This is a genomic window from Cognatishimia activa, assembly GCF_026016445.1.
Classification (GTDB): Bacteria; Pseudomonadota; Alphaproteobacteria; order Rhodobacterales; family Rhodobacteraceae; genus Cognatishimia; species Cognatishimia activa_B.
In genome coordinates, this window is sequence record NZ_CP096147.1 from 360,440 (window position 1) to 380,688 (window position 20,249).

Genomic DNA, 20,249 nt, shown 5'->3' on the forward strand with positions numbered 1-20,249 from the left:
GCGTTACGCCGCTGCTTCCCCAGGTTTCTTGCCAAGAATGATCATGGACAGAAGGTCATCATCGGTGACGTCGTCGATATCGACGGTGCCCACGAGCTGACCGTTTTTCATGACGCTGGCCCGGTCACAAAGCTCCATAACCGCATGCACATCATGATCGATCAGGAAGATGCCGATGCCCTGCGCTTTCAGCTGTTGGATCAGCTCTGCAACCATCTGAGTTTCATGCGGACCAAGGGCAGCCGTTGGCTCGTCCATGATAAGAATGCGCGCGTTGAAATAGACCGCGCGAGCAATGGCGACCGACTGACGTTGACCACCAGATAGGGCAGAGACCGGCTCTTTGAATTTTTGGAAGTTCGGGTTGAGCTGGGCAAAGATCTTGCGGCACTCGGCTTCCATGGCAGAGTCATCAACCAATCCCAAAGGGGTCACCAATTCACGCCCCAGAAACAGGTTGGAAGCTGCGTCCAGATTGTCTGCCAATGCGAGCGTTTGGTAGATCGTTTCAACATTATGGGCACGCGCATCACGGGGGTTGTTGATCTCGACCGGCTTGCCGTCGATGCGTATTTCGCCGGTTTCTTTCTGATAAGCCCCTGAGAGGATTTTGATCAGGGTCGATTTACCCGCCCCGTTGTGGCCCAGAAGGCCCACAACTTCGCCTGGATAAAGATCTACGCTGACGTGATCCACAGCTTTGATACCACCGAAGGAAATCGAGATGTCCTCGAGTTCGACCAGAGGCGTGGCGCCTTGGGCGCGGAGTTCTTTTGCAGAAGCACTCATTATTTTGCCCCCAAACGTTTGCGATAGATGATGTCGATGAGCACCGCGAGCACTAGTACCGATCCCACAACGATGTTCTGGAACGGTGCGTCTACACCAACCATAGCCATGCCAGATTGCAGCGCCTGCATGATCAAAGCACCCAGAATAGCGCCGTAGATGGTCCCGATACCGCCAGACAAAGCCGTGCCGCCGATAACTGCTGCCGCGATAACACGCAGTTCATCAAGCGTGCCGAGATCATTGGAGTGGTTCGCCAACCGGGCAGAGGCCACAACAGCAGACAGGGCACAAAGGAAACCCATGAGTGCGAAGATTTTCACAGTCAGCATGCGAGTATTGATGCCTGAAAGCTCCGCCGCATCAGGGTTGCCACCGGTTGCAAAGATATAGCGACCAAAGCGGGTCCTGCGTGCGATGATTGTCATGACGACAGCCACTGCAATCAGGATAAAGACCGAGATTGGAATGCCATAGCCGACAACCAGACCTTCTGGCATGACCTCTCCGCGCGCTTCAAACATGCGTGCCAGGCGACGCGTTGGGATATTGTAGGAGTTCAGGGTCCAGACAAACCCCAGGATGGCGCCTGCAATGGCGACGGAGATCAGGATCTCGGCCCACATCGGTTTCACTGGGAAGCCGTGTCCTGCCTTCGCGCGGCGTGCATTCCAAAGCGTTAGAAGAGCTGCCGCAGTGGCGATGAAGCCAATGATCCAGCTCCAAGAGGTGCCGAGCGTGCCGTTTGTGCCACCAAACATCAGGAAGGTGCCATCCAGTGGGCCAATGGTTTGGCCTGAAGTCAGGTACCAAGCCACATTGCGCCATACGAGGAAGCCGCCAAGGGTCACAATGAAGGCCGGGATTGTCAGGTAGCCAACCATCCAGCCGTGAAAGGCGCCGATCAGCGTGCCAACCGCGAGGCCAACAATGATAGTAATCGCCCAGGTGGCCGGGTGGTTCAGCCCCATGCCCAGCATATCAGGCAAAACTTCGGTCTGAACCATCGCCATCACAGCGGAGGTTGTTGCAAGCAGCGCTCCGACGGAGAGGTCGATATGTCGAGTGACGATCACAAAGACCATACCAGTGGCCATAATCGCAACGGAAACCGTTTGGATCGTCAGGTTAAAGATATTGCGCGGCGTCAGAAAACGCCCGTCTGTCAGCACGTTAAACGCGATACAGAGAATGATGAATGCGCCAATCATACCCAGCAAACGAGTGTCCAGTTCCAGCTGTTGGAACAGGCTCCGTTTCTTTGCGCTTGGGATTGGCTGCGTCGTGGTGTCGGTCATGTCCGAAGTCCAGTAGCAAGCAGTTACAGCGCAGAGCGCCCCTCACCTCTATAGCACGAGTAGGGCGCTCTGGCCTATTTTGGTTTAGTTACAAGGCGCTGGGCCGTTGGATACACCTTGGCACAGAGCGTCCTTGGTGATCCAGCCTGCGTCTACAACAACGGAGAGGTTGTCAGCTGTCACTGGAACCGGAGCCAGGAACACAGCGGACATTGTTGTGCCACCCGGAGAGGTCCAGGACTGCGCGCCATCCACGTCTTTGTTCATGGAACCACCCGCCAGAGCGACAGCGATTTCACCTGCTGCTTTGCCCAGCTCACGTGCGTCTTTCCAGACAGACACAGTCTGATGGCCCTTCGCAACGCGGTTCAGCGCAGCGTGGTCACCGTCTTGGCCAGACACTGGCAGGCCTTCCATGCCCTGTGCAGTCAGCGCCGCAACAACACCACCTGCGGTACCGTCGTTAGAGGCAACAACCGCGTCAACGCCGTTGTCTTCTGCGGTCAGGATTTGCTCCATGTTGCGCTGCGCGTTCGCAGGCAGCCAGCCATCTGTGTAGGCTTCACCAACGATGGTGATTGCACCGCTGTCGATCGCTTCCTGCAGGATTTCCTGCTGACCGCCACGTAGGAAGTCTGCGTTTGGATCGGTCGGAGAGCCTTTGATCATAACATAGCGACCTGTCGGCTGTGCTGCGAAAACAGCGCGCGCCTGCATGCGGCCAACTTCAACGTTGTCAAATGTTAGATAGAAAGCACGGTCGTCTTCGATCAGGCGGTCATAGGCAATCACAGGGATTCCTTCGTCCGCTGCAGCTTGTACCGCTGGGCCAATCGCCTGAGCGTCTTGCGCCAGAATGATCAGGGCATCAACACCCTGAGCGATCAGGCTCTCAATGTCGGATAGTTGTTTGGATGATGATGATTGCGCGTCAGCAGAGACATAGGCTGCACCACCTGCATCCAGCGCGCCCACGATGGCTGCTTCGTCGGTTTTCCAGCGTTCTTCCTGAAAGTTTGACCAGCTCACGCCAACAGTGATGTCATCTGCAAAAGCTGCCGAGCCTGTCACCGCGATGACTGCCGCCAGCGAAATTCCTCCAAAGAATTTCATATTCTTCCTCCCATTTAAAATCGCGTCTCGAACTTTTCGTTGTTCGATTGCGCTAACAAGCTAGCATTAATTTAATTTGATCGTCAAATTAAATATCGTATAGTGGTGTTGAGCGGTTGCCGGAGCAAAGAAAATAAACCAATATCCGGCAAATTCCTGGGAGGGATGACGTGCAGAAATTAAAACATGTTGAGGAGCAGCGGGGCGCCGGGCGAGCTCAAATCCTTGAGACGATTCGCAAGGCCGGAAATATTGCGCGCATCGATATTGCGAAGGAAACGCTTGTCAGCCCAGCCACTGTCACCGCCATCACTTCCGAATTGATGGATGCAGGATTGATCGAAGAGATCACGCCTGAAGGGCCGCGCCAGAAGGCCAAACGCGGCCGTCCACGTGTCGCGCTTAAAATCCGCGGAGATGCTTATCCTGTCGCGGGCATCAAGGTCGCGCGTGAAAGTGTATCGGTGCTTATCGTCGATTTTGAAGGCAATGAGCTGGTGGCTTGGGATTCTGATCTAAAAGATCCCATGATGTCTCCTGACGTACTTGCACAAGAGATCTATGAGGCAGTGAAGGGAGCTTGCGATGCGATTGATATGCATCCGTCAGAACTTTCTGCGGTCGGGGTTGGACTGGCGGGGCTCATTGATGCGCCAAGGTCTTTTGTACATTGGTCTCCCTCGCTCAACAGTCGAAACGTCGATATCGGCGCCGCCTTTTCGCAAAAATTTGAATGCCCGGTTTTGGTTGAGAACGATGCGAACCTCGTGGCCAAAGCCGAACAGCTTTTTGGATTGGGTCGTAATGTCTCCAATTTTGTGGTGATAACGATTGAGCACGGCGTTGGTATGGGCATCGTGATTGATGACAAAATATACCGCGGCTCTCGTGGCTGCGGTGCTGAGTTTGGACACGCCAAAGTTCAGCTTGAAGGGGCATTGTGCCAATGTGGTCAGCGCGGGTGTCTTGAGGCCTATATCGGTGACTATGCACTTCTAAGAGAAGCCAATGCCGTTAACATCGGCCACCCAATAGCCGACCTCCCAAGTCTTTGGGAACTCGCGCAAACCGGTAATCCACCAGCGCAATCCATCTTTGACCGAGCGGGCAGGATGTTTGCAATGGGGTTGGCCAATGTGGTGAACATCTTTGATCCAGAAGTCATCATTCTCGCAGGACACAGGGCTGCATTTGACCATCTGAACCTTGTGGGAATCATGGAAGAACTCAAAGGGCACGTGGTCAAAGTGGATGCGCCCCTAACGGAAATCAAAGCCCACCAATGGGGCGATAAGATGTGGGCAAAGGGCGCCGCAGCCTACGCGCTTGATGGGTTTTCAGCGCTGAAGATCAGAGAGATGTCGATCAGTGCTGCGTAGTGCTACCGGAATATGCCTTGCTGCGGTTTTTCCGATAAGCGCAACCGCAGACATTCGCTTCACACCAAGGGAAGTGCCGAAACATGTCTACAGTGGCGGCTGGGAGCATTTCGTAGGCGGTGGCGTCGCTGCGTTTGACTGTAACGAAGATGGATTGCTTGATGCATTCATCGCGGGTGGGGCATCGCCTTCAACGCTTTGGGTCAATACTGCGAATAACGCAGGGGCGGCTCTTTCGTTTGAGGCCCGTGAGCAACCAATTCTGAATGTAACCGGGGTCACGGGGGCTTATCCGATTGATTTGACGGGCGATCAGATCACCGACCTTGTCATTCTAAGAGCAGGGCCCGACCTATTGCTCAAAGGCGAAGGCAATTGTTCCTTCTCCGAATATGGGAGCGAGTTGAACTTCAATTCTGACGACCATTGGACAACCGCTTTTTCAGCAACTTGGGAAACTGGAAATACGCTGCCAACCCTCGCCTTCGGGACCTATGTTGATCGCGGTAATCCAGATGGTCCTTTTCAGGCGTGTGATGATCTGCTGCTCTATCGCCCCAAAGGTGCTCAATATGATGCGCCGACAAAGCTCTCACCAGGATTTTGCTCCCTTTCTATGCTCTTCACCGACTGGAAACGCGCTGGTCGTCAAGACCTGAGAGTCAGCAATGACCGTCACTACTACGTAAAAGGCGGACAGGAGCAGATGTGGGCCATGGAGACGACACCGCGCCTTTATGGAAAAGCCGATGGTTGGAGGCCTTACCAGCTTTGGGGCATGGGTATCGCTTCACGTGATGTGAACGGTGACGGATATTCCGATGTCTATCTAACCTCGATGGGCGATCAAAAGTTCCAGCTTTTTGATCCAGCAACAGACGGCCCCAGCTATCAGAACGTACCTTTTGAAGCGGGTGCCGCAGCGCATCGCCCCTATGAGGGCGGAGATGGTCGCCCCTCGACCGGTTGGCATGCCGCCTTTGGCGATATTCAAAACGATGGATTAGACGATATTTTCGTGGCGAAAGGTAACGTGGATCAAATGCCGGATGCGGCACTGGATGATCCCAACAACTTGCTTATCCAAAATACTGTAGGTCAGTTTGTGGAACAGGGCGGAGAAGCGGGTATTGGCAGCATGCTGCGTAGTCGCGGCGCAGCCTTGGCGGATTTCAATTTGGACGGAAAGCTGGATTTGCTGGTGGTTAACCGGCGCGCTGACGTTCAAGTTTATGAAAACGTTTCTAAGGCCCAGAACTGGGCAGCGCTCGACCTGCAGGTCACCGGTTCAAACCGTGATGGAATTGGATACTTCTTAGAGGTCGAAACGAACTCCGGGCGTTGGGTGCGTGAAGTCACGATTGGCGGTGGACATGCAAGCGGAGTTTTGGGGCCACATCACTTTGGATTGGGTGCCGCTGAAAGCGCAAAAGTGCGGTTAGTACGCCCTGATCAAACGGTATCGGATTGGCAGCAACTTGACGTGAATTCCATCAGCCGCGTGATTGATGATGGCCGGAAGTTGCGGGTCGATTAACGATCAATTGGCAGTCCGCTTGGCACAGATTCAGGAACCCCCAACCCTTCAGAGCGCCAAGAAACATCCGTCAGGGTCTCAAGAAAAGCGATCAGATCGTCTACCTCTTGATCTGTAAAGGGATCGGCGTCCAGTTCGTTGGCCAAAAGTATATCAGGTTTTGAATTAGGGTTTTCGAGCTCAGCCCAGTCATTTACGGCTGAGAAGCTTGGCAGGATAACCTGCTGACGATCGAATGCCGCAAAGGATGAGGCTGCATCACCGTGGTGTCTGATCATCGCTTCAAGCGAGGGGATGGCCCCATTGTGCCCATAGGGCGCGGTCAGGGTGACGTTGCGCAGGCTTGGCGTGCGGAACTTGTGAAAATCTGCCGCTTCTCCCGTGACCCGTCCACGTCCAACATCGTTGTTGTGGTTTTCAAACCGGGCAGCTTTCCCTGGTCCGAATTGTGGAAGACCTATCGCGTGGAACCCATGATCGGTCTGGAAACGCCCACTATGACAACTCGCGCAATTGCGCTCGCTATAGAAAATCACCAGCCCGCGTCGCTCTTTGGGGGAAAGCTCTGCTGAACCTGCTAAAAATTGATCAAAGCGGCTGTCGTCCGCCCGCCATTCAACTGCAATGAAAGAGGCCAGAGCATTCGCGATGTCAGTAAAAGCGATCTGTTTGTCGGCGCCAATCGTTTTTGCAAAGCGCTCCCGATATTCGGGAAAATCTCTGACCCGTTTGGAGATCAGATCCCACGCACCGTCGGGGCCAGACAGCTGACCAAGCCTGACAGCTTGAGAGATTTCATTTTCAGAATAATGCCCTGCCATTTCATCGGCGCTGAGAACAGGAAACATCGCCTGGGCCGATAAAACGGAGTCAAACCCCGAAACCATGTCTTCTCCCAGCGGCGTGCGCATGCCTCCGGGGCGAGAGGCATCGGCCTCTAACCTGCCGTCGTGGAACATCACATCAAACTGGGTTGCGCCAAGATTGAAAAGGGCAGGGGCGTTTCTGGGGATGCGTTGTTCAGGCAGGTTGTTTGGGTCGGCTTTGCGCTCTGGGCCTAGTCCGATTCCACCCTCGCCGAGCGATAGGGCGACGCCGTCTGCGGTATTCAAATTGGGATGATGACAGGTCGCGCAGCTGATATTGCGGTTGCCGGACAGAATGGGATCGTAAAAGAGGAGCCATCCCAGCTCGACGCGGTCATAGTCATGTATCGGGAATACTGGATCAGCGCCAAATTCCATCGCGAAGGAAGGAACAGCGCTCAATGAAAGAGCCAGAATGCCCGCGCGATATCTCATTCCATTCCAACCGCTTCGATGATCAATGTTTGCTGATACGGCTTTTCTGGGGATGCCATCACCGAAGGAAATTCCTTGATATTGACTGCATTTGGATAGCCCTGCGGCTCAAAACAAAGACCCGCCGCCGCGCCATAATTTGCTCCGTCCAAACCGCCAGAAAGGTTGGGCAGCCCATGCGCTGTATAAATTTGCGCCCCATCTTGATCAGAGAATATTTTTATTCCTTTCCCGTCAGAGGCACGGATATCTGCGACCTCCCTAAGGGTCGCATTTCCTAGATCATCAAAGATAAAGTGGCAGTCTAGGCCGCTTTGTTCGAATTGGCGAAAAGTCGGAGAGTTTCTTAGGTCTAATGGGCCTCCAGAGGTATCAATCACTTTACCCGTAGAAACCCCAATGTCGTTCTGTTCCAGTAGGCTGTGAGTTGGGCATTTGATGCGATAGTCCCAAATATCGCGCGTTCCGCCAAAATTGTAATAGTTGTGCTGAGCTAGACTAATTGGCGTTACTGCATCGACGGTGGCCTTCATGTCATATCGAAGCTGGCGCTCGCTCAATGTGACGAGGACCTCGATACGAGCGTTTCCCGGGAACCCCATTTCTCCATCTGGGGAGTGATATTCAAAGCGTGCTTGCGTGTCTGAAACCTGTGACAAATCCCAGATCACAAGGCTCAGTGAGCGAGACCCGCCATGGAGCGTCGTTGCCCCCTCGTTTTTGTCAAGCTCGACCACACCGCCCTCTGTCTGATAGCGGCCGTCGCCAATCCTGTTAGAGACTCGCCCTGCAATCGTGCCAAAGAAGTATTGTGAAGTTAGGTATTCCTTTGGGTCTTCAAACCCAAGGATCATTGGCACCATCTCATCTCCAGAGCTCACACGCCAATCCCGTGTTGTCGCCCCAAAATTCAGTAACGAAAGTTGGGCATTCTGAGTTTTCAGAGTAACAAGCTTAAGGGCATCTGAGGCGTGGTTTTGCATATCTTAATCAAGGCCTTTAGGCGGGTGAGAGGGCCGATGTAACTGCTGGATACAAAGCCCTGAATTGCGCATATCGTTCTTGATAGATCGACACCAAACTGGCGTCAGGTTCAATGGTTTTTGCAATCTCAGGCTTGCTCATCAGGCTATTTATATCGCCGCCAATATCAGCGGCCATCGCCAAACGTGCGGCCCCCAGCGCTGCGCCGAACTCTCCCTTGGCCGGTAAATCCAAAGTAACATCCAGCACGTTAGCGATGGTTTGCAGCCAGAACGGGGATTTGCTGCCCCCGCCTGTTGTTGTCAAAGCGGAGATTTCGGTGCCTGTCGAGCGCAACGCATGAAGGCAATCCGCCAGCGAGAAGGCGACACCTTCCATGACCGCCGCAGTCAGATCAGATTGATCCGATGAGATGTCCATTCCAGCAAAGACACCACATGGTGTCGCTGTGTTGTGAGGTGTTCTTTCGCCTGACAAGTAGGGCAGGAACAGAGCGGAAGTTGGGCCGGAAGGTTTTTCAGGCAATGTCCCGGCCAGCGCGGCGGGTGTGGAACCTGTGACTTTCGCAAGCCAATTCAAACTATCGGTTGCCGCCAGCGTTACGCCCATCTGAAACCAAGTATCTGGCACCGCGTGGCAAAAGCTGTGCACTGCCTTGTCGGGGGCAGGAGCATAGGTATCGCTTGCCGCAAACAGCACACCAGAAGTTCCCAGTGAAACAAAGCCATCGCCCGCAGAAAGGCAGCCAAGACCACAGGCGGCAGCCGCGTTATCTCCGCCTCCACCGGCGACTATGACTGGGCCTGTCATGCCCCATTCAGACCTCAGCTGATCGCGGAGTTCGCCTGCTTGATCGCTGCCTTCAACTAATTGCGGCATCTGGGCTTCAGACAGCTGGCATGTATCCAGCAATTCGCTAGACCAGCTGCGTGTTCCCACATCCATCCAGGACGTGCCGGCACTGTCAGACATATCGCTTAGGCTTTCACCGGTGAGCCAGAATCTAAGATAGTCCTTTGGTAACAAAATCTTATGTATCGCAGCAAAGACGTCAGGCTCGTTCTCTCGGACCCATTCGATTTTGGGGGCTGTGAAGCCGGGAAAGACGATATTCCCTGTCGTATCGCGGAACATGGGCATTGCATCAAAGCGACGTGCCTGCGCGTCGGCGCGGGTGTCATTCCATAGCATACAAGGCCGCAGGACGTCGCCATTCCGATCAATCAGAGTGGCGCCGTGCATATGGCCGCTCAGGCCAATCGCCTGTACTGCAGCAACCTCTTTGGGATGCTGTGAACGCAATTCTGCCATCGCTTTTCGGCAGGCATTTATCCATTCTTCGGGATTTTGTTCGCTCCAGCCAGGTTGGAGATGGGTGACTAAACAGGGGGCAGATGCCTCCCCCACAACACAGCCATCAGCATCAACCAATAGCGCGCGTATACCCGATGTTCCAAGATCGAGGCCTAGGTACATGTCTCCCTCCCTTTATTTATTTTAGTTACTAAAATAAAAAGGAAGAAGTCAATGCTGTGTTGTGATCAAGGCTTAGTTTGAGACTGCTGCCATGACACCGCGAAGCTCTGCCAGCCCACGCATGCGACCGATCAGAGGGTATCCAGGCATGCTTTCCTGCACCTGATCGTGCAGCAAATCTTGGCCGTGATCTGGTCGCATCGGGATTTGCCAATCCGCACGACCCTCTGTTTTGCGCCGAGACTGTTCAGCCATCAGCGCCTTCACTGTGCCAACCATGTCGGTGTCACCAGCCAAGTGTTCTGCTTCATAGAAACTGGTCCGAGAGCCATCCGCAGGGGCAATCCGGCTTGTGTTGCGCAAGTGCGCAAAATGAATGCGATCCCCAAGCCGTTCGACAAAGCCGGGGCCATCAAAGTCTGGGTTCACACCCAACGACCCAGTGCAAAGCGTGATTCCATTGCTGTGGCTATCCACAGCCTGCATCACAGCCGCATAGTCCGCTTCAGACGACATAATGCGCGGCAGACCCAGAAGCGAGAAGGGGGGATCATCAGGATGGCAGCACATCCGTATCCCCAGACGTTCTGCGGTTGGGATAACTTCGCTTAAGAAATCGACGAGGTTCTGTCGCAGGACGTCTCGCGTCATCCGAGCGTAAGTTGCGAGATGATCGCGGATTTCTTCAGCGGTCCATCCGTCATTCGCGCCGGGCAGGCCCGCGACAATATTCTGCTGCAGCGCCAGCTTGGCAGCGTCATCCATCTGCGCAAATCGACGTTCTGCGTCAAAGACGATGTCAGATGAGTAATCCGCCTCGCCCCCCGGACGTTTCAGGATAAAGAGATCAAAGGCAATAAAATCGACCAGATCAAAGAGCATTGCCGATGCGCCTGTTGGCATAGGTGCGCGCAGGTTGGTGCGTGTCCAATCCAGAACCGGCATGAAGTTGTAGCAAATTGTGTAAAGACCTGCAGACGCAAGGTGTTCCAAGCTCGTGCAGTAGTTTTCAATATGGGATTTATAGTCTGAACCTTTGGTCTTGATGACCTCAGACACTGGTAGACTTTCCACCACATCCCATGTCACACCCGAAGCTGCGCCATTTGGCAGGCGCTCGATTTCAAGCTTTCGTTTTTCAATCTCTTCCAGGCTCCAGATGGTCCCGTTTTCGATATGGTGAAGGGCGCTGACAACGCCCTCCACACCAACCTGCGGCAGATCAGAAATGTTGACTGTATCCGCTGGCCCAAACCAGCGCCAAGTTTGACGCATCACGTCTTAGGCCTTTCGCAGAGAGTTTCCGGTCGCAGTGTCAAAGAGGTGAATGTGCTCTCTGTCAATCACAATACCAACTTCTGAGCCGTGACCCACGTTGGTCTGACCGCGCAGGTGCACCGTGATTGGGATATCGCCGCTTTGACCAAAGACAAAGGACTCACCGCCAAGCTGTTCTGCATCGCGCACAGAGACAGTCATGTCTGCGCCAGCCCCTTCAGCAATGGTCAGATGGTTCGGGCGGAACCCAAGGGTGATCCCTGCGCCTTCGGTGACATCAAACGCAGATGCCTCCAATGCCATGGACACGCCAGTTTTGGTTTTGAAGGCCAGAGACCCGCCATCGATCTTTTCAGCGGTACCTTCCACGAAGTTCATTTTCGGGGAGCCAATGAAACCCGCGACAAAGATGTTGTCGGGTTTGTTGTAGATATCCAGGGGTGCTCCGAATTGCTCTACTTCACCCAGACGTAGAACGGCGATCTTATCGGCCATGGTCATCGCTTCCACCTGATCGTGGGTCACGTAGATCATGGTGTTGCCAAGACGGCGGTGCAGATCGGCGATCTCGCCCCGCATATCCACGCGCAGTTCAGCATCCAGGTTCGACAGAGGTTCGTCAAAGAGGAAGATCGATGGTTCACGTACCACGGCGCGGCCAATCGCGACCCGTTGACGTTGACCGCCCGATAGATCCTTTGGCTTTCGGTCCAGCAGCATATCGATTTGCAGCATTTTGGACACCGATGCGATTTTGCTCTCGATCTCTTCTTTGCTGGTTTTGATATTCTCCAAACCAAACGACAGGTTTTGGCGCACGGTCATATGCGGGTAAAGCGCATAAGACTGGAACACCATCGCCAGGCCTCGATCCGCTGCGGCGACGTCGTTCACGACCTCGCCACCAATGGAAATCGTACCGCCGGTAATGCCTTCCAGGCCGGAAATCATCCGTAGTAGGGTGGATTTACCGCAGCCCGATGGGCCAACAAAGACACAGAATTCGCCCTGTTTGATGTCGAGATCGACACCTTTGATGACTTCGACATCGCCATAGGATTTGCGGACGTCTTTTAGAACAAGTTGTGACATGATCTATCCCTTATTTCCCGCCCGTCGACGCAATACCGGTGGCGATATATTTTTGGAGGAATGCGAAAACGCAGGCGATGGGTAGCAGAACCAGCATGGTCATGGCCAAGAGGTTGCTCCATTGCGTTTCCAAGTCCCCTTGGAAGGAGTTCAACGCCAATTGCAGCGTGAAGTTTTCGGTGCTTGAGAGCACGATGAGCGGCCAGAGGAAGTCGTTCCAGCGCCACATGATCGCGAGGATCGCAAGCACGGCAATTGCCGGGGCGGAGAGCGGAATGATGATCCGCCAGAAAATTTTCCATTCGCTGGCTTTATCCATACGGGCCGCGTCCAGAATTTCATCAGGAATGGTCAGCATGTATTGCCGCAGAAGGAACACACCGGTCGGCGTCGCGGCGCCGGGGATAATTACACCCCAAAGGCTGTCCGCCATATTGAGTTCCTTGGTGATCAAGAACAGCGGTACCAAGACCACGGTCTGCGGGATCATCAGCGTACCGATGACCAACGCAAGAACCACCATGCGGCCTTTGAACTGGTATTTAGACAGGGCAAAGGCGGCCATGGAGTTTACGACCAGCATGATGATTGTGGCCGTCGCGGTGATGAAGACCGAGTTCATGAAGAACTTCAGGAAGTTAAACTTCTCAAACAGCTCAACATAGTTATCCGTTGCGAGCGAGAAGCTCTCGATGGGTTTTCGATCTTGGATGTTCACCTTCAGACGGGTCTCTGGATCATCCGGGCGCACCATCTGCGCGACAAGGCCGATGCGGCGAATTTGCGCCAGTGTTTCACCAGCATATTCGCCATCGGTGATTTCAAACAACGCAAGTGGTTCATCATAGCCCGGAACCACGACGGTTTCCGCTTCCATTGGAAGGATCCGAGGAGGGAATCGCGCCAGTTCCGCGTCTGTCTTAAAGGATGACAGGCCTAGCCAGATCACCGGCAGGAACATCAAAAGGACGCCGAGGCCGAGGTAAATATAGCTGACCCAATCGGTCCAATCAGGCTTGCCATGGCCGCGCGTGCGGGTGAGGAAAGAAATCACTTTAGCCATCGACGTTCTTCCTGTTGATCCAGAGTTGAATGATGGTCAGCACAACCAGAACCGCTGCCAACAAGAGCGAAGCCGCTGCAGCTGGTCCAAAGAGGCGCGGTGCACCCGCAAATCCGGTTTCATAGACGTATTGAATGATCAGCGTGGTTGCAGAACCTGGTCCGCCTCCGGTGAAGGCATAGACTTCTTCAAAGGTCTGAACGCCTTTAATGGTCGCCAGTACCAAGACAACCAACATGGTTGGCATCAGAAGGGGCAGGGTGATACGGCGGAACACACGCCACGGAGAGGCACGGTCCATCTTGGCCGCCTCATAGACGTCGCGGGGAATTGCCTGCAGGCCAGCCAGAAGAATAAGCGTGTAGAACCCCATATGGGCCCAGACAGACAGGAAGACGCTCCAGCCAAAGGCCCAGGAGCGATCAAGCAACCAGTTGAAGGTCTCAAGCCCCATGCCATCCAGCCAGGCATTCAGGATGCCTTCACGCTGAAGGATCCATTTCCAGATCAGCGCAACAACAACAGGGGACAGCAATACAGGGAAGAAGAAAACAGCGCGGAAAAAGCCGCGCGCGCGGATCTCACGGTTCAGGATGATCGCTGTGATCAGAGCAAAAGCCACCATCAATGACACTTGAAGCACCACAAACCTCAGTGTGTTCCACACCGCGCGCCAGAAGAGGTCGTCGCGACAGGTGTTTGGATCAGCGAAATTCTCGCAATCCAGCAGGGCTGTGAAGTTTGAGCCCCCCACAAAAGGGCGGTCGCTTAACAAGATAGCATCGGTGCCAGTAACGGCATAGGCGAAGTTCAGGATCACGGGCAGGAAGGCAAATAGGCCAAACAGCACGAGGTTCGGGAAAAGGAAAATCCAAGCGGGGTTTTTCAGTCCCAGTTTGTCCTGAAGAAATTTGATCGGCCATTCGATCACCCGCATGACGGGTTCAAGGATCATCAACATGAGGAGACTCGCTTTGTGCGAAAGTGGGACGCCGCTCGAGAGACCCGAACGGCGTCGTATTTATGGACGAAGATTAGTTAGCTTCGGCAAGCGCCTGTGCCAGATCTTCTTTCGCACGCATCATCGCGTCTTCAACAGACAGTTCGCCAACGATCGCCTGTGTCACACGCTGTACAGTGATGTTGAACATTGCGCGGTTGTTTTTGTAGCCTTGGTACATGAAGGCAGGGCCTTCCAGCTTACCAACCTGCGCGCCCCAAGCGTTCAGAGCTGCCGCTGCGCCTGCGGATGCACCTGCATAGTCAACGCCTTTCGCAGCAACAGCTGCGTGTGCCGGGATGTTTTTAGTTTTCGCAGTCATCTCAGCGTAGTTTTCTTCCTGCGCCAGATAGTCGATCGCTTTTGCGACCAGCTCTGGGTGCTCAGTGTCAGAGAAACCTACGATACCCGCGCCACCTGGCATGCCGGTACAACCGCCCGCACCACATGGGGAACCCACAACAACCCAGTCAAACAGGTCACCTACGTCGCGGTCCATGCGGCCAACCTGCCAAGAACCGGAATAGTAGTAAACCAACTGGCCATTGATGAATTCTTGCGCCGCATCTTGGTAGCTAGAGCCACCTTGGCCCGCCCAAACGTCACGCGCCATGGTGCCGTCTTCGTGCCAGTCTACGAACTTCTGAACGTAGGCTGTGAAGCCGTCATCCACGAGGATTGCATCGCCGTTGTCGTCAAACAGTTTCGCACCGTAAGAGATTGCTGGACCTGCAATACGGTGGCCGGAACGGTCCATCGCCATTGGGAAATCAGTGCCGGTTTTCTCTGCAACCATGCGAGACGCCGCTGCCCAGTCATCCCAAGTCGCATCCGCGCCAGGAACCGCTACACCCGCCTGATCGAACAGGGTTTTGTTGATGTAAGCACCTGTGATGGTCAGCTGAGAGTGCAGGCCGTAGATGCCTTTGTCGTCCGCAGATGCACGGTACCAATCCAGCGTGCCGCCGAAGTTTTCTTCCCAAGCTGCTGTATCAACGTATGGGGACAGGTCCAGATAGAATTTGTTCAGACCGCCAAGGTCAGTGACCTTCGCCATGTCAGGACCTGTGCCTGCCGCCAGCTGAACTGGAAGGCTTTCCAGGATCGCTTTGTATGGCACTTCGTCAATTTTGACGGTCACGCCTGGGTTTTCCGCTTCAAAACGGTCAAAAATTTCGCGCGCTGTGGAACACTCTGTCCCGTCGCTTGAGCACATATATGTGATTTCTTGCGCACTCACTGCACCGGCACCCGCCGTTAGGCCTGCAGCCGCAACGCTGACCGCCAGTGCTTTTTTCAATGTAGACATCTTGTATCCTCCCTAAATGTCTTATTCTCTTTTTATATCAAGCCATTATCATTCGGACGGCAACCAGCTTTCATACAGGTCGCAATCCTTCGTCAATGGCAGCTCGATAATCCTCTGAGTACGTGAAGACAGGTAAATCGCCGTCACCAATTCCAGTGACCGGCGTCCATCTTCTAAAGTGACGGCGTTGTTTCCACCGTTTTGTATTTTGTTCCACATGGCTTCGAAGAATCCCACGAAACCGGGTTTTGCGTCAGGCACTTCGGCCAATATTGCATCCACTTGGGCTTGGGTTACATTTGCGCCTCGCGCCCCAAAAGTCCATTCACCTTCCGAAGGTTGGTAGGGCAGGGTGCCGCTTTCTGCTGTGAGATTCTCAAAGCAGAACCGGAAACGCGTGATGTCATTATGTGACCCTAGCGTAACGGATGAGGTTGCCAGAGCACCGTTTTTCATTTTCATCGAAATTGATGCGCAATCTTCGACTTCGATGTCATTGACGCGCGTAGCCGTGAAGGCATGAACCTCACCAATTGGACCAAAAACCGCGCAAAGAAGGTCGTGGTTGTGGATCGCATGGCCCAAAACAGCTCCGCCTTGCTCCCCTTTCCATGTCCCGCGCCAGGGGTTGGCATAGTATTCGGGCAGGCGGTTCCACTGCGTGTCCACGCTTGCCAACAAAGGCTTGCCCGCAAGGCCCGCGTCCATCAACGCTTTCAGCTTCGCAAACCCAGGTCCGTAACGGTACTGAAACACAGGTGTCAGAAGTCGATTGTTCGCCTCTGCGATCTCAGCAAGCCGATCCGCATCAGCAAGCGAACTCACCAGCGGCTTTTCACAAACCACATGTTTGCCCGCCTCAAGCGCCGCCTTGGACATATCAAAATGCAAATGCGGGGGCAGGCATATGTCGACAACGTCAATTGCGTCGTCACCAATGATTTTCTGAAAATCTGGTTCGATAAGTACGTCGCCGGCATTGGCTTCGGCAATGATCTCTTCGGCACGTGCCTCGTCGATATCGCAGATATGCGTGACGGCATACTGCTCTGGCAGCGCAAGATAGCCCGCAAGGTGCTCGCGGCCGATCCCGGCTCCGACGATTGCAACTTTTAACTGCGTTCCCATTTACCTATGTCCCAGACCAATTTGAGGGTTAAGCCAGCGCGATCGCGCGTTTTTCTTTTGATGAGGCCACAATGGCCTCGATCAGTTGATGCACTTGCAGGGCGGTGCGCCCCGGCACCAGAGGCGGTCGACCCTCCTTGAGGCCTTTTGCAAAATCCAAGATGATATCTTGGTGCCATTCATGTGTAAAAGCCATCGGATCCGCACCACCGCCGGTAGACGCTGTTTCCCCGAACACCTCTTCGCGCCCATCGCGCCAAGAGACTTTCAGCACGCCACTCTGCAGATGTGCGACACCGTTTTCAAAGTGCAGCGATATGGACTCGGCATCACCAGGATAGTGGGCAGTAGAGGCCATGAGTGAGCCAACCGCTCCATTTTCAAAGCGTAAGGACGCCGTCACGTAATCCTCGGACTCCATGGCGTGGAGAGGCGTGGTGTGTGCCATTGCCATGACCTCGGAAACCGGTCCCGTCAGACTTAGCAGCAAGTCCATTGTGTGAATGGCTTGCGAAATTAAAACGCCGCCACCGTCACGCGCGTAGGTGCCACGGCCAGGTTCATCATAATAAGACTGATCGCGCCACCAAGGAACCGCCGCTTCTGCCAATACCAGATTTCCTAAAGCCCCTTCAGAGATCAGCGTTGATAACTTCTTAGAGGCGGCGCGGACGCGGTGCTGAAATACGATGCCAAGCGGCACATCTGCGTCTTCACAGATTTGGACAATTTTCTCAGCCGAAGCGACAGTACGCTCGACGGGCTTCTCCATGAGGATCCCTTTGCCCGCTTCTGCGAGCTTTTGAGTGATCTCAAGCCGCGCATTGGGTGGGGTCAAAACGATGGCGAAATCAACATCAGGATCTGCACAAAGATCATCGAGCGATGCATAGGAAGTGAAACCGCCGCCGCAGATATTTTCAGCATCCGTAGCCAATGAAGCTCGGCTTTCTTCTGAGCGCGAGAAAACACCCTGCAAGGACAGAACATCAGACGAGTCCGCAATGGCAAGGAGGTGGGTTTTTGACACCATTCCCCCTCCGATCACAGCGACCGAAATTTTTTTCGCTTCGTCCAAATGTCCCCCGTCATTCAGCATGAGTTCAAAATAACCTGCGGGCAATGATGCAGTATACCGGTATTCATGCAAGAAAAATGTGAGATTTAGGCTCAGCTTTTTGACGGTGAGTTAATCAATTTGCACCGTCACCAAGGGCGTGTCAGCTTGATCAAGCCACCTCGTCCAGTCCATTTGGAGTGAACTGAGGGGGCGTAGCCCTATTTTATTGCTGCGCGCAGAGGCAACGTCTGTAGTTGTCCGCAACTCGGTAAAAGTATCATGGATGCATATGGTGCAGCAATGGTGTATCAATTTGCGAATGGGTATCAGGTTTTCTCGCCAATGGGCGGGACTGAAACGCACTGAATTCACTTGCATGAGTAAAGATAGATTCGCGTGGCTGTAATTTTATTACCCACGCGAACCTTGAGGAAAAAAGGGCTATTTGCTTTGTTCAGCCAGCATCTGTGCCTTTATGCTCAATTCCATTGTCTTGAAGGTATGGGCCTGTGTGGCCGCTGTTTCAGTCCGATCTCGAAGATCATTCGCAAGACGTTGGAAGTAGGGCAGTCCTGCGTCAGAACAATCGATCTTCTCACACCGATCCCCGTTCACCAAAAAGAGGTGGTCAATGCCATCAGAGCCCGCGACATCAACATATTTTCGCAACTCGATATAGCCTTCGGTTCCCAGGATTGTCAGGCGTCCATCACCCCAGGTCGGGAGTGCATCAGGGGTATACCAATCAACCCGAATATATCCGTGCCCATTATCGCTTTTCAGTGCCAATTCTCCGTAATCCTGAAGCCCAGGTGAGGAGGGATTCGCATAGTTTGCAACATTTGCCATTGTGATTTCGGCATCCGTTGAGCCGGTAAAGAATAGGAACTGGTCAATCTGATGCGAAGCAATGTCAGTCAGGATGCCGCCATAGGATTCCCGGTCAAAGAACCACTCTGGTCGAGTGTCTTTATTCAGCCGGTGGGGGCCCATTCCGATCGTTTGGATAACGCGTCCAATGGCTCCTTCGGCTACCAGCTCTGCCGCTTTGGTCACGCTGGCAACTTCGAAGCGTTCTGAGAAGTCTACCGTCCAGATTTTCCCTGTCCGTGCCACGCAGTCCTGTAAAGATTGCAGTTGCTCCAACGTCGTACAGCCAGGTTTGTCCGCCATGACGTCTTTGCCAGCTTCCATGGCTTCAATAGCCAATTGTGCTCGATCTGATGACTTTGCGGCGACCAAGATAAGGTCGATGTCTGGGTTGTTCAGTATGTCTGTTTTATCAGTGAATTCCGGCACATCTGGGAAGCGTTTTTCAAACGAGGCGCGCAACGCAGGGTCGCGGTCATTCCACCAGCCAACAAACTCTGCCCCCACATCAATCATGTTTTGGGCCATGCCAAAGATGTGACGGTGCTCTAAGCCTAGTGCGGCGATTTTAAGGGGAGTGCTCATGTGCGCATCCTATGATTTTGATCCCTGTTCAGCTTCTGTTGCTGATTTCAGAGGAGGGAAATGTTGTGGTGCCGATCTTCGTTCGAGATTTGCTGCTTCCGGAAGCATACGGACTCTCCTCCCGTTGGTGCAGCGCCAGAATATTTGGAGCGGTAGCACACCGGTATACAGCTTGTAAATATTGTTGCGTACCGGTATACAGCCTAAGCGAGTTTGGGGGATAATATGTCGGCTGAGCCAGTTTCCAAAAACCCTTCCGGGTCGATTTCTGAATTGCCTGCCTCAAGGATCGATGCCAAACGGCCCGCCGGTGACCAGATTTATCGCCTACTGCAGCGCGCCATCTTAGACATGTCATTACCGCCCAGCAGCGCGGTGTCCGAGGCTGAGGTCGGAGCGCGTTTGGGGGCCAGTCGCACTCCGGTTCGCGAAGCATTGATCAGGCTGCGCGAAGCCGGTTTGATCGATACCTTTCCAAGTCGCGGTAATTTTGTATCCAAGCTCAGCGCGACCCGCATTCTGGAAGCGCAATTCCTCCGGGAGGGTTTGGAACTTGCCAATATTCGTTATTTGGCCACCGGGGGATTGACCTCGGAGTCAAAAATCGCGCTTCAAACCAACCTCGCCTTGCAGGCTGAGGCGGTTGGTGCGTCTGATGATACAGTGTTTTTTAAGCTCGACGATGAATTCCATCTGCTGATGGCCAATGCCACAGGCCACAGGCGCGCCGCTGAGGTGTTGGAGCGCGAGAAGCTGCAACTTGATCGCCTGCGCGGTTTGTCCCTCAGAACCAAAGGCCACCACGCACAGCTGTATGCTGAGCATAAAGATATCTTTGAGGCTATCGTGGCTCAGGACGAAGCGGGTGCGACTGAGAAAGCGCAACTGCATTTTCGGACCATTCTGGATGTTTTGGCAGACCTCATGCTGCGCCACAAAGAGTATTTTGACTAAACCACGGACGGATTCCCATACCTTCCAAGCCGA

The 20,249-nt window shown here is 53.8% G+C and carries 17 protein-coding genes; 3 read left to right on the forward strand and 14 right to left on the reverse strand.

All coding sequences use genetic code 11. From position 1 onward, the window contains the following. Positions 1 to 3: 3 nt before the first annotated feature. The 3 genes from M0D42_RS01765 to xylF form a co-directional block, all read right to left on the reverse strand. On the reverse strand, positions 4 to 789 hold the full coding sequence (locus M0D42_RS01765; RefSeq protein ID WP_265019899.1) for an ATP-binding cassette domain-containing protein: 786 nt from the start codon (positions 787 to 789) through the stop codon (positions 4 to 6). After that, positions 789 to 2,087 (reverse strand): sugar ABC transporter permease, encoded by a 1,299-nt coding sequence (locus tag M0D42_RS01770; RefSeq protein ID WP_265019900.1) that lies wholly within the window; start codon positions 2,085 to 2,087, stop codon positions 789 to 791. Before M0D42_RS01770 ends, M0D42_RS01765 begins: the two co-directional genes overlap by 1 nt. 84 nt (positions 2,088 to 2,171) lie before the next feature. Beyond that, complete coding sequence (gene xylF / locus M0D42_RS01775) at positions 2,172 to 3,200, reverse strand: D-xylose ABC transporter substrate-binding protein (RefSeq protein WP_265019901.1); 1,029 nt, start codon at positions 3,198 to 3,200, stop codon at positions 2,172 to 2,174. 170 nt (positions 3,201 to 3,370) lie between these two features. On the opposite strand from xylF, the gene M0D42_RS01780 reads away from it, so the two are divergent. Next, on the forward strand, positions 3,371 to 4,579 hold the full coding sequence (locus M0D42_RS01780) for an ROK family transcriptional regulator (RefSeq protein WP_265019902.1): 1,209 nt from the start codon (positions 3,371 to 3,373) through the stop codon (positions 4,577 to 4,579). Further along, positions 4,569 to 6,116: a CRTAC1 family protein gene (locus M0D42_RS01785; RefSeq protein WP_265019903.1), complete on the forward strand. Its 1,548-nt coding sequence runs from the start codon at positions 4,569 to 4,571 to the stop codon at positions 6,114 to 6,116. Before M0D42_RS01780 ends, M0D42_RS01785 begins: the two co-directional genes overlap by 11 nt. Here M0D42_RS01785 and M0D42_RS01790 read toward each other — a convergent pair. The 11 genes from M0D42_RS01790 to M0D42_RS01840 all read right to left on the reverse strand — a co-directional run bounded on the left by M0D42_RS01790 (position 6,113) and on the right by M0D42_RS01840 (position 19,262). Next, the gene (locus tag M0D42_RS01790; RefSeq protein ID WP_265019904.1) at positions 6,113 to 7,417 is read right to left on the reverse strand and encodes a cytochrome-c peroxidase; all 1,305 of its coding nucleotides are present in this window, start codon (positions 7,415 to 7,417) and stop codon (positions 6,113 to 6,115) included. The genes M0D42_RS01785 and M0D42_RS01790 overlap by 4 nt on opposite strands. Further along, a complete protein-coding gene (locus M0D42_RS01795; RefSeq protein WP_265019905.1) occupies positions 7,414 to 8,400 on the reverse strand; it encodes an aldose epimerase family protein in 987 nt (328 codons plus the stop codon). The genes M0D42_RS01790 and M0D42_RS01795 overlap by 4 nt, the downstream gene beginning before the upstream one ends. Before the next feature lie 16 nt (positions 8,401 to 8,416). Further along, positions 8,417 to 9,877 (reverse strand): xylulokinase, encoded by a 1,461-nt coding sequence (gene xylB / locus M0D42_RS01800; RefSeq protein WP_265019906.1) that lies wholly within the window; start codon positions 9,875 to 9,877, stop codon positions 8,417 to 8,419. 72 nt (positions 9,878 to 9,949) lie between these two features. Continuing rightward, a complete protein-coding gene (gene uxuA, locus M0D42_RS01805; protein WP_265021077.1) occupies positions 9,950 to 11,152 on the reverse strand; it encodes a mannonate dehydratase in 1,203 nt (400 codons plus the stop codon). Positions 11,153 to 11,158: 6 nt separating this feature from the next. Then, a complete protein-coding gene (locus tag M0D42_RS01810) occupies positions 11,159 to 12,247 on the reverse strand; it encodes an ABC transporter ATP-binding protein (protein ID WP_265019907.1) in 1,089 nt (362 codons plus the stop codon). A 10-nt stretch (positions 12,248 to 12,257) separates the two neighbouring features. Next, entirely contained in the window at positions 12,258 to 13,310 is a 1,053-nt protein-coding gene (locus M0D42_RS01815) for a carbohydrate ABC transporter permease (protein WP_265019908.1), read from the reverse strand. Next, entirely contained in the window at positions 13,303 to 14,271 is a 969-nt protein-coding gene (locus M0D42_RS01820) for a carbohydrate ABC transporter permease (protein WP_265019909.1), read from the reverse strand. Before M0D42_RS01820 ends, M0D42_RS01815 begins: the two co-directional genes overlap by 8 nt. Positions 14,272 to 14,344: 73 nt before the next feature. Beyond that, positions 14,345 to 15,619 carry an ABC transporter substrate-binding protein gene (locus tag M0D42_RS01825; RefSeq protein ID WP_265019910.1) on the reverse strand — a complete coding sequence of 425 codons (1,275 nt, stop codon included), beginning with the start codon at positions 15,617 to 15,619 and terminating at the stop codon, positions 14,345 to 14,347. Positions 15,620 to 15,667: 48 nt separating this feature from the next. Further along, positions 15,668 to 16,747: a Gfo/Idh/MocA family protein gene (locus M0D42_RS01830; RefSeq protein ID WP_265019911.1), complete on the reverse strand. Its 1,080-nt coding sequence runs from the start codon at positions 16,745 to 16,747 to the stop codon at positions 15,668 to 15,670. A gap of 28 nt (positions 16,748 to 16,775) precedes the next feature. After that, complete coding sequence (locus tag M0D42_RS01835; protein ID WP_265019912.1) at positions 16,776 to 17,846, reverse strand: Gfo/Idh/MocA family protein; 1,071 nt, start codon at positions 17,844 to 17,846, stop codon at positions 16,776 to 16,778. Between the two features lie 402 nt (positions 17,847 to 18,248). Beyond that, positions 18,249 to 19,262, reverse strand: a complete 1,014-nt coding sequence (locus M0D42_RS01840; RefSeq protein ID WP_265019913.1) for a Gfo/Idh/MocA family protein — start codon at positions 19,260 to 19,262, stop codon at positions 18,249 to 18,251. A gap of 225 nt (positions 19,263 to 19,487) precedes the next feature. On the opposite strand from M0D42_RS01840, the gene M0D42_RS01845 reads away from it, so the two are divergent. Then, positions 19,488 to 20,216, forward strand: a complete 729-nt coding sequence (locus M0D42_RS01845; RefSeq protein ID WP_265019914.1) for a GntR family transcriptional regulator — start codon at positions 19,488 to 19,490, stop codon at positions 20,214 to 20,216. Positions 20,217 to 20,249 lie beyond the last annotated feature (33 nt).

Bases quoted from the DNA above. Each gene is read 5' to 3' on its own strand.
- M0D42_RS01765 (WP_265019899.1), bottom strand. From the start codon at position 789: ATGAGTGCTTCTGCAAAAGAACTCCGCGCCCAAGGCGCCACGCCTCTG.
- M0D42_RS01770 (WP_265019900.1), bottom strand. From the start codon at position 2,087: ATGACCGACACCACGACGCAGCCAATCCCAAGCGCAAAGAAACGGAGC.
- xylF (WP_265019901.1), bottom strand. From the start codon at position 3,200: ATGAAATTCTTTGGAGGAATTTCGCTGGCGGCAGTCATCGCGGTGACA.
- M0D42_RS01790 (WP_265019904.1), bottom strand. From the start codon at position 7,417: ATGAGATATCGCGCGGGCATTCTGGCTCTTTCATTGAGCGCTGTTCCT.
- M0D42_RS01795 (WP_265019905.1), bottom strand. From the start codon at position 8,400: ATGCAAAACCACGCCTCAGATGCCCTTAAGCTTGTTACTCTGAAAACT.
- xylB (WP_265019906.1), bottom strand. From the start codon at position 9,877: ATGTACCTAGGCCTCGATCTTGGAACATCGGGTATACGCGCGCTATTG.
- uxuA (WP_265021077.1), bottom strand. From the start codon at position 11,152: ATGCGTCAAACTTGGCGCTGGTTTGGGCCAGCGGATACAGTCAACATT.
- M0D42_RS01810 (WP_265019907.1), bottom strand. From the start codon at position 12,247: ATGTCACAACTTGTTCTAAAAGACGTCCGCAAATCCTATGGCGATGTC.
- M0D42_RS01815 (WP_265019908.1), bottom strand. From the start codon at position 13,310: ATGGCTAAAGTGATTTCTTTCCTCACCCGCACGCGCGGCCATGGCAAG.
- M0D42_RS01820 (WP_265019909.1), bottom strand. From the start codon at position 14,271: ATGTTGATGATCCTTGAACCCGTCATGCGGGTGATCGAATGGCCGATC.
- M0D42_RS01825 (WP_265019910.1), bottom strand. From the start codon at position 15,619: ATGTCTACATTGAAAAAAGCACTGGCGGTCAGCGTTGCGGCTGCAGGC.
- M0D42_RS01830 (WP_265019911.1), bottom strand. From the start codon at position 16,747: ATGGGAACGCAGTTAAAAGTTGCAATCGTCGGAGCCGGGATCGGCCGC.
- M0D42_RS01835 (WP_265019912.1), bottom strand. From the start codon at position 17,846: ATGCTGAATGACGGGGGACATTTGGACGAAGCGAAAAAAATTTCGGTC.
- M0D42_RS01840 (WP_265019913.1), bottom strand. From the start codon at position 19,262: ATGAGCACTCCCCTTAAAATCGCCGCACTAGGCTTAGAGCACCGTCAC.
- M0D42_RS01845 (WP_265019914.1), top strand. From the start codon at position 19,488: ATGTCGGCTGAGCCAGTTTCCAAAAACCCTTCCGGGTCGATTTCTGAA.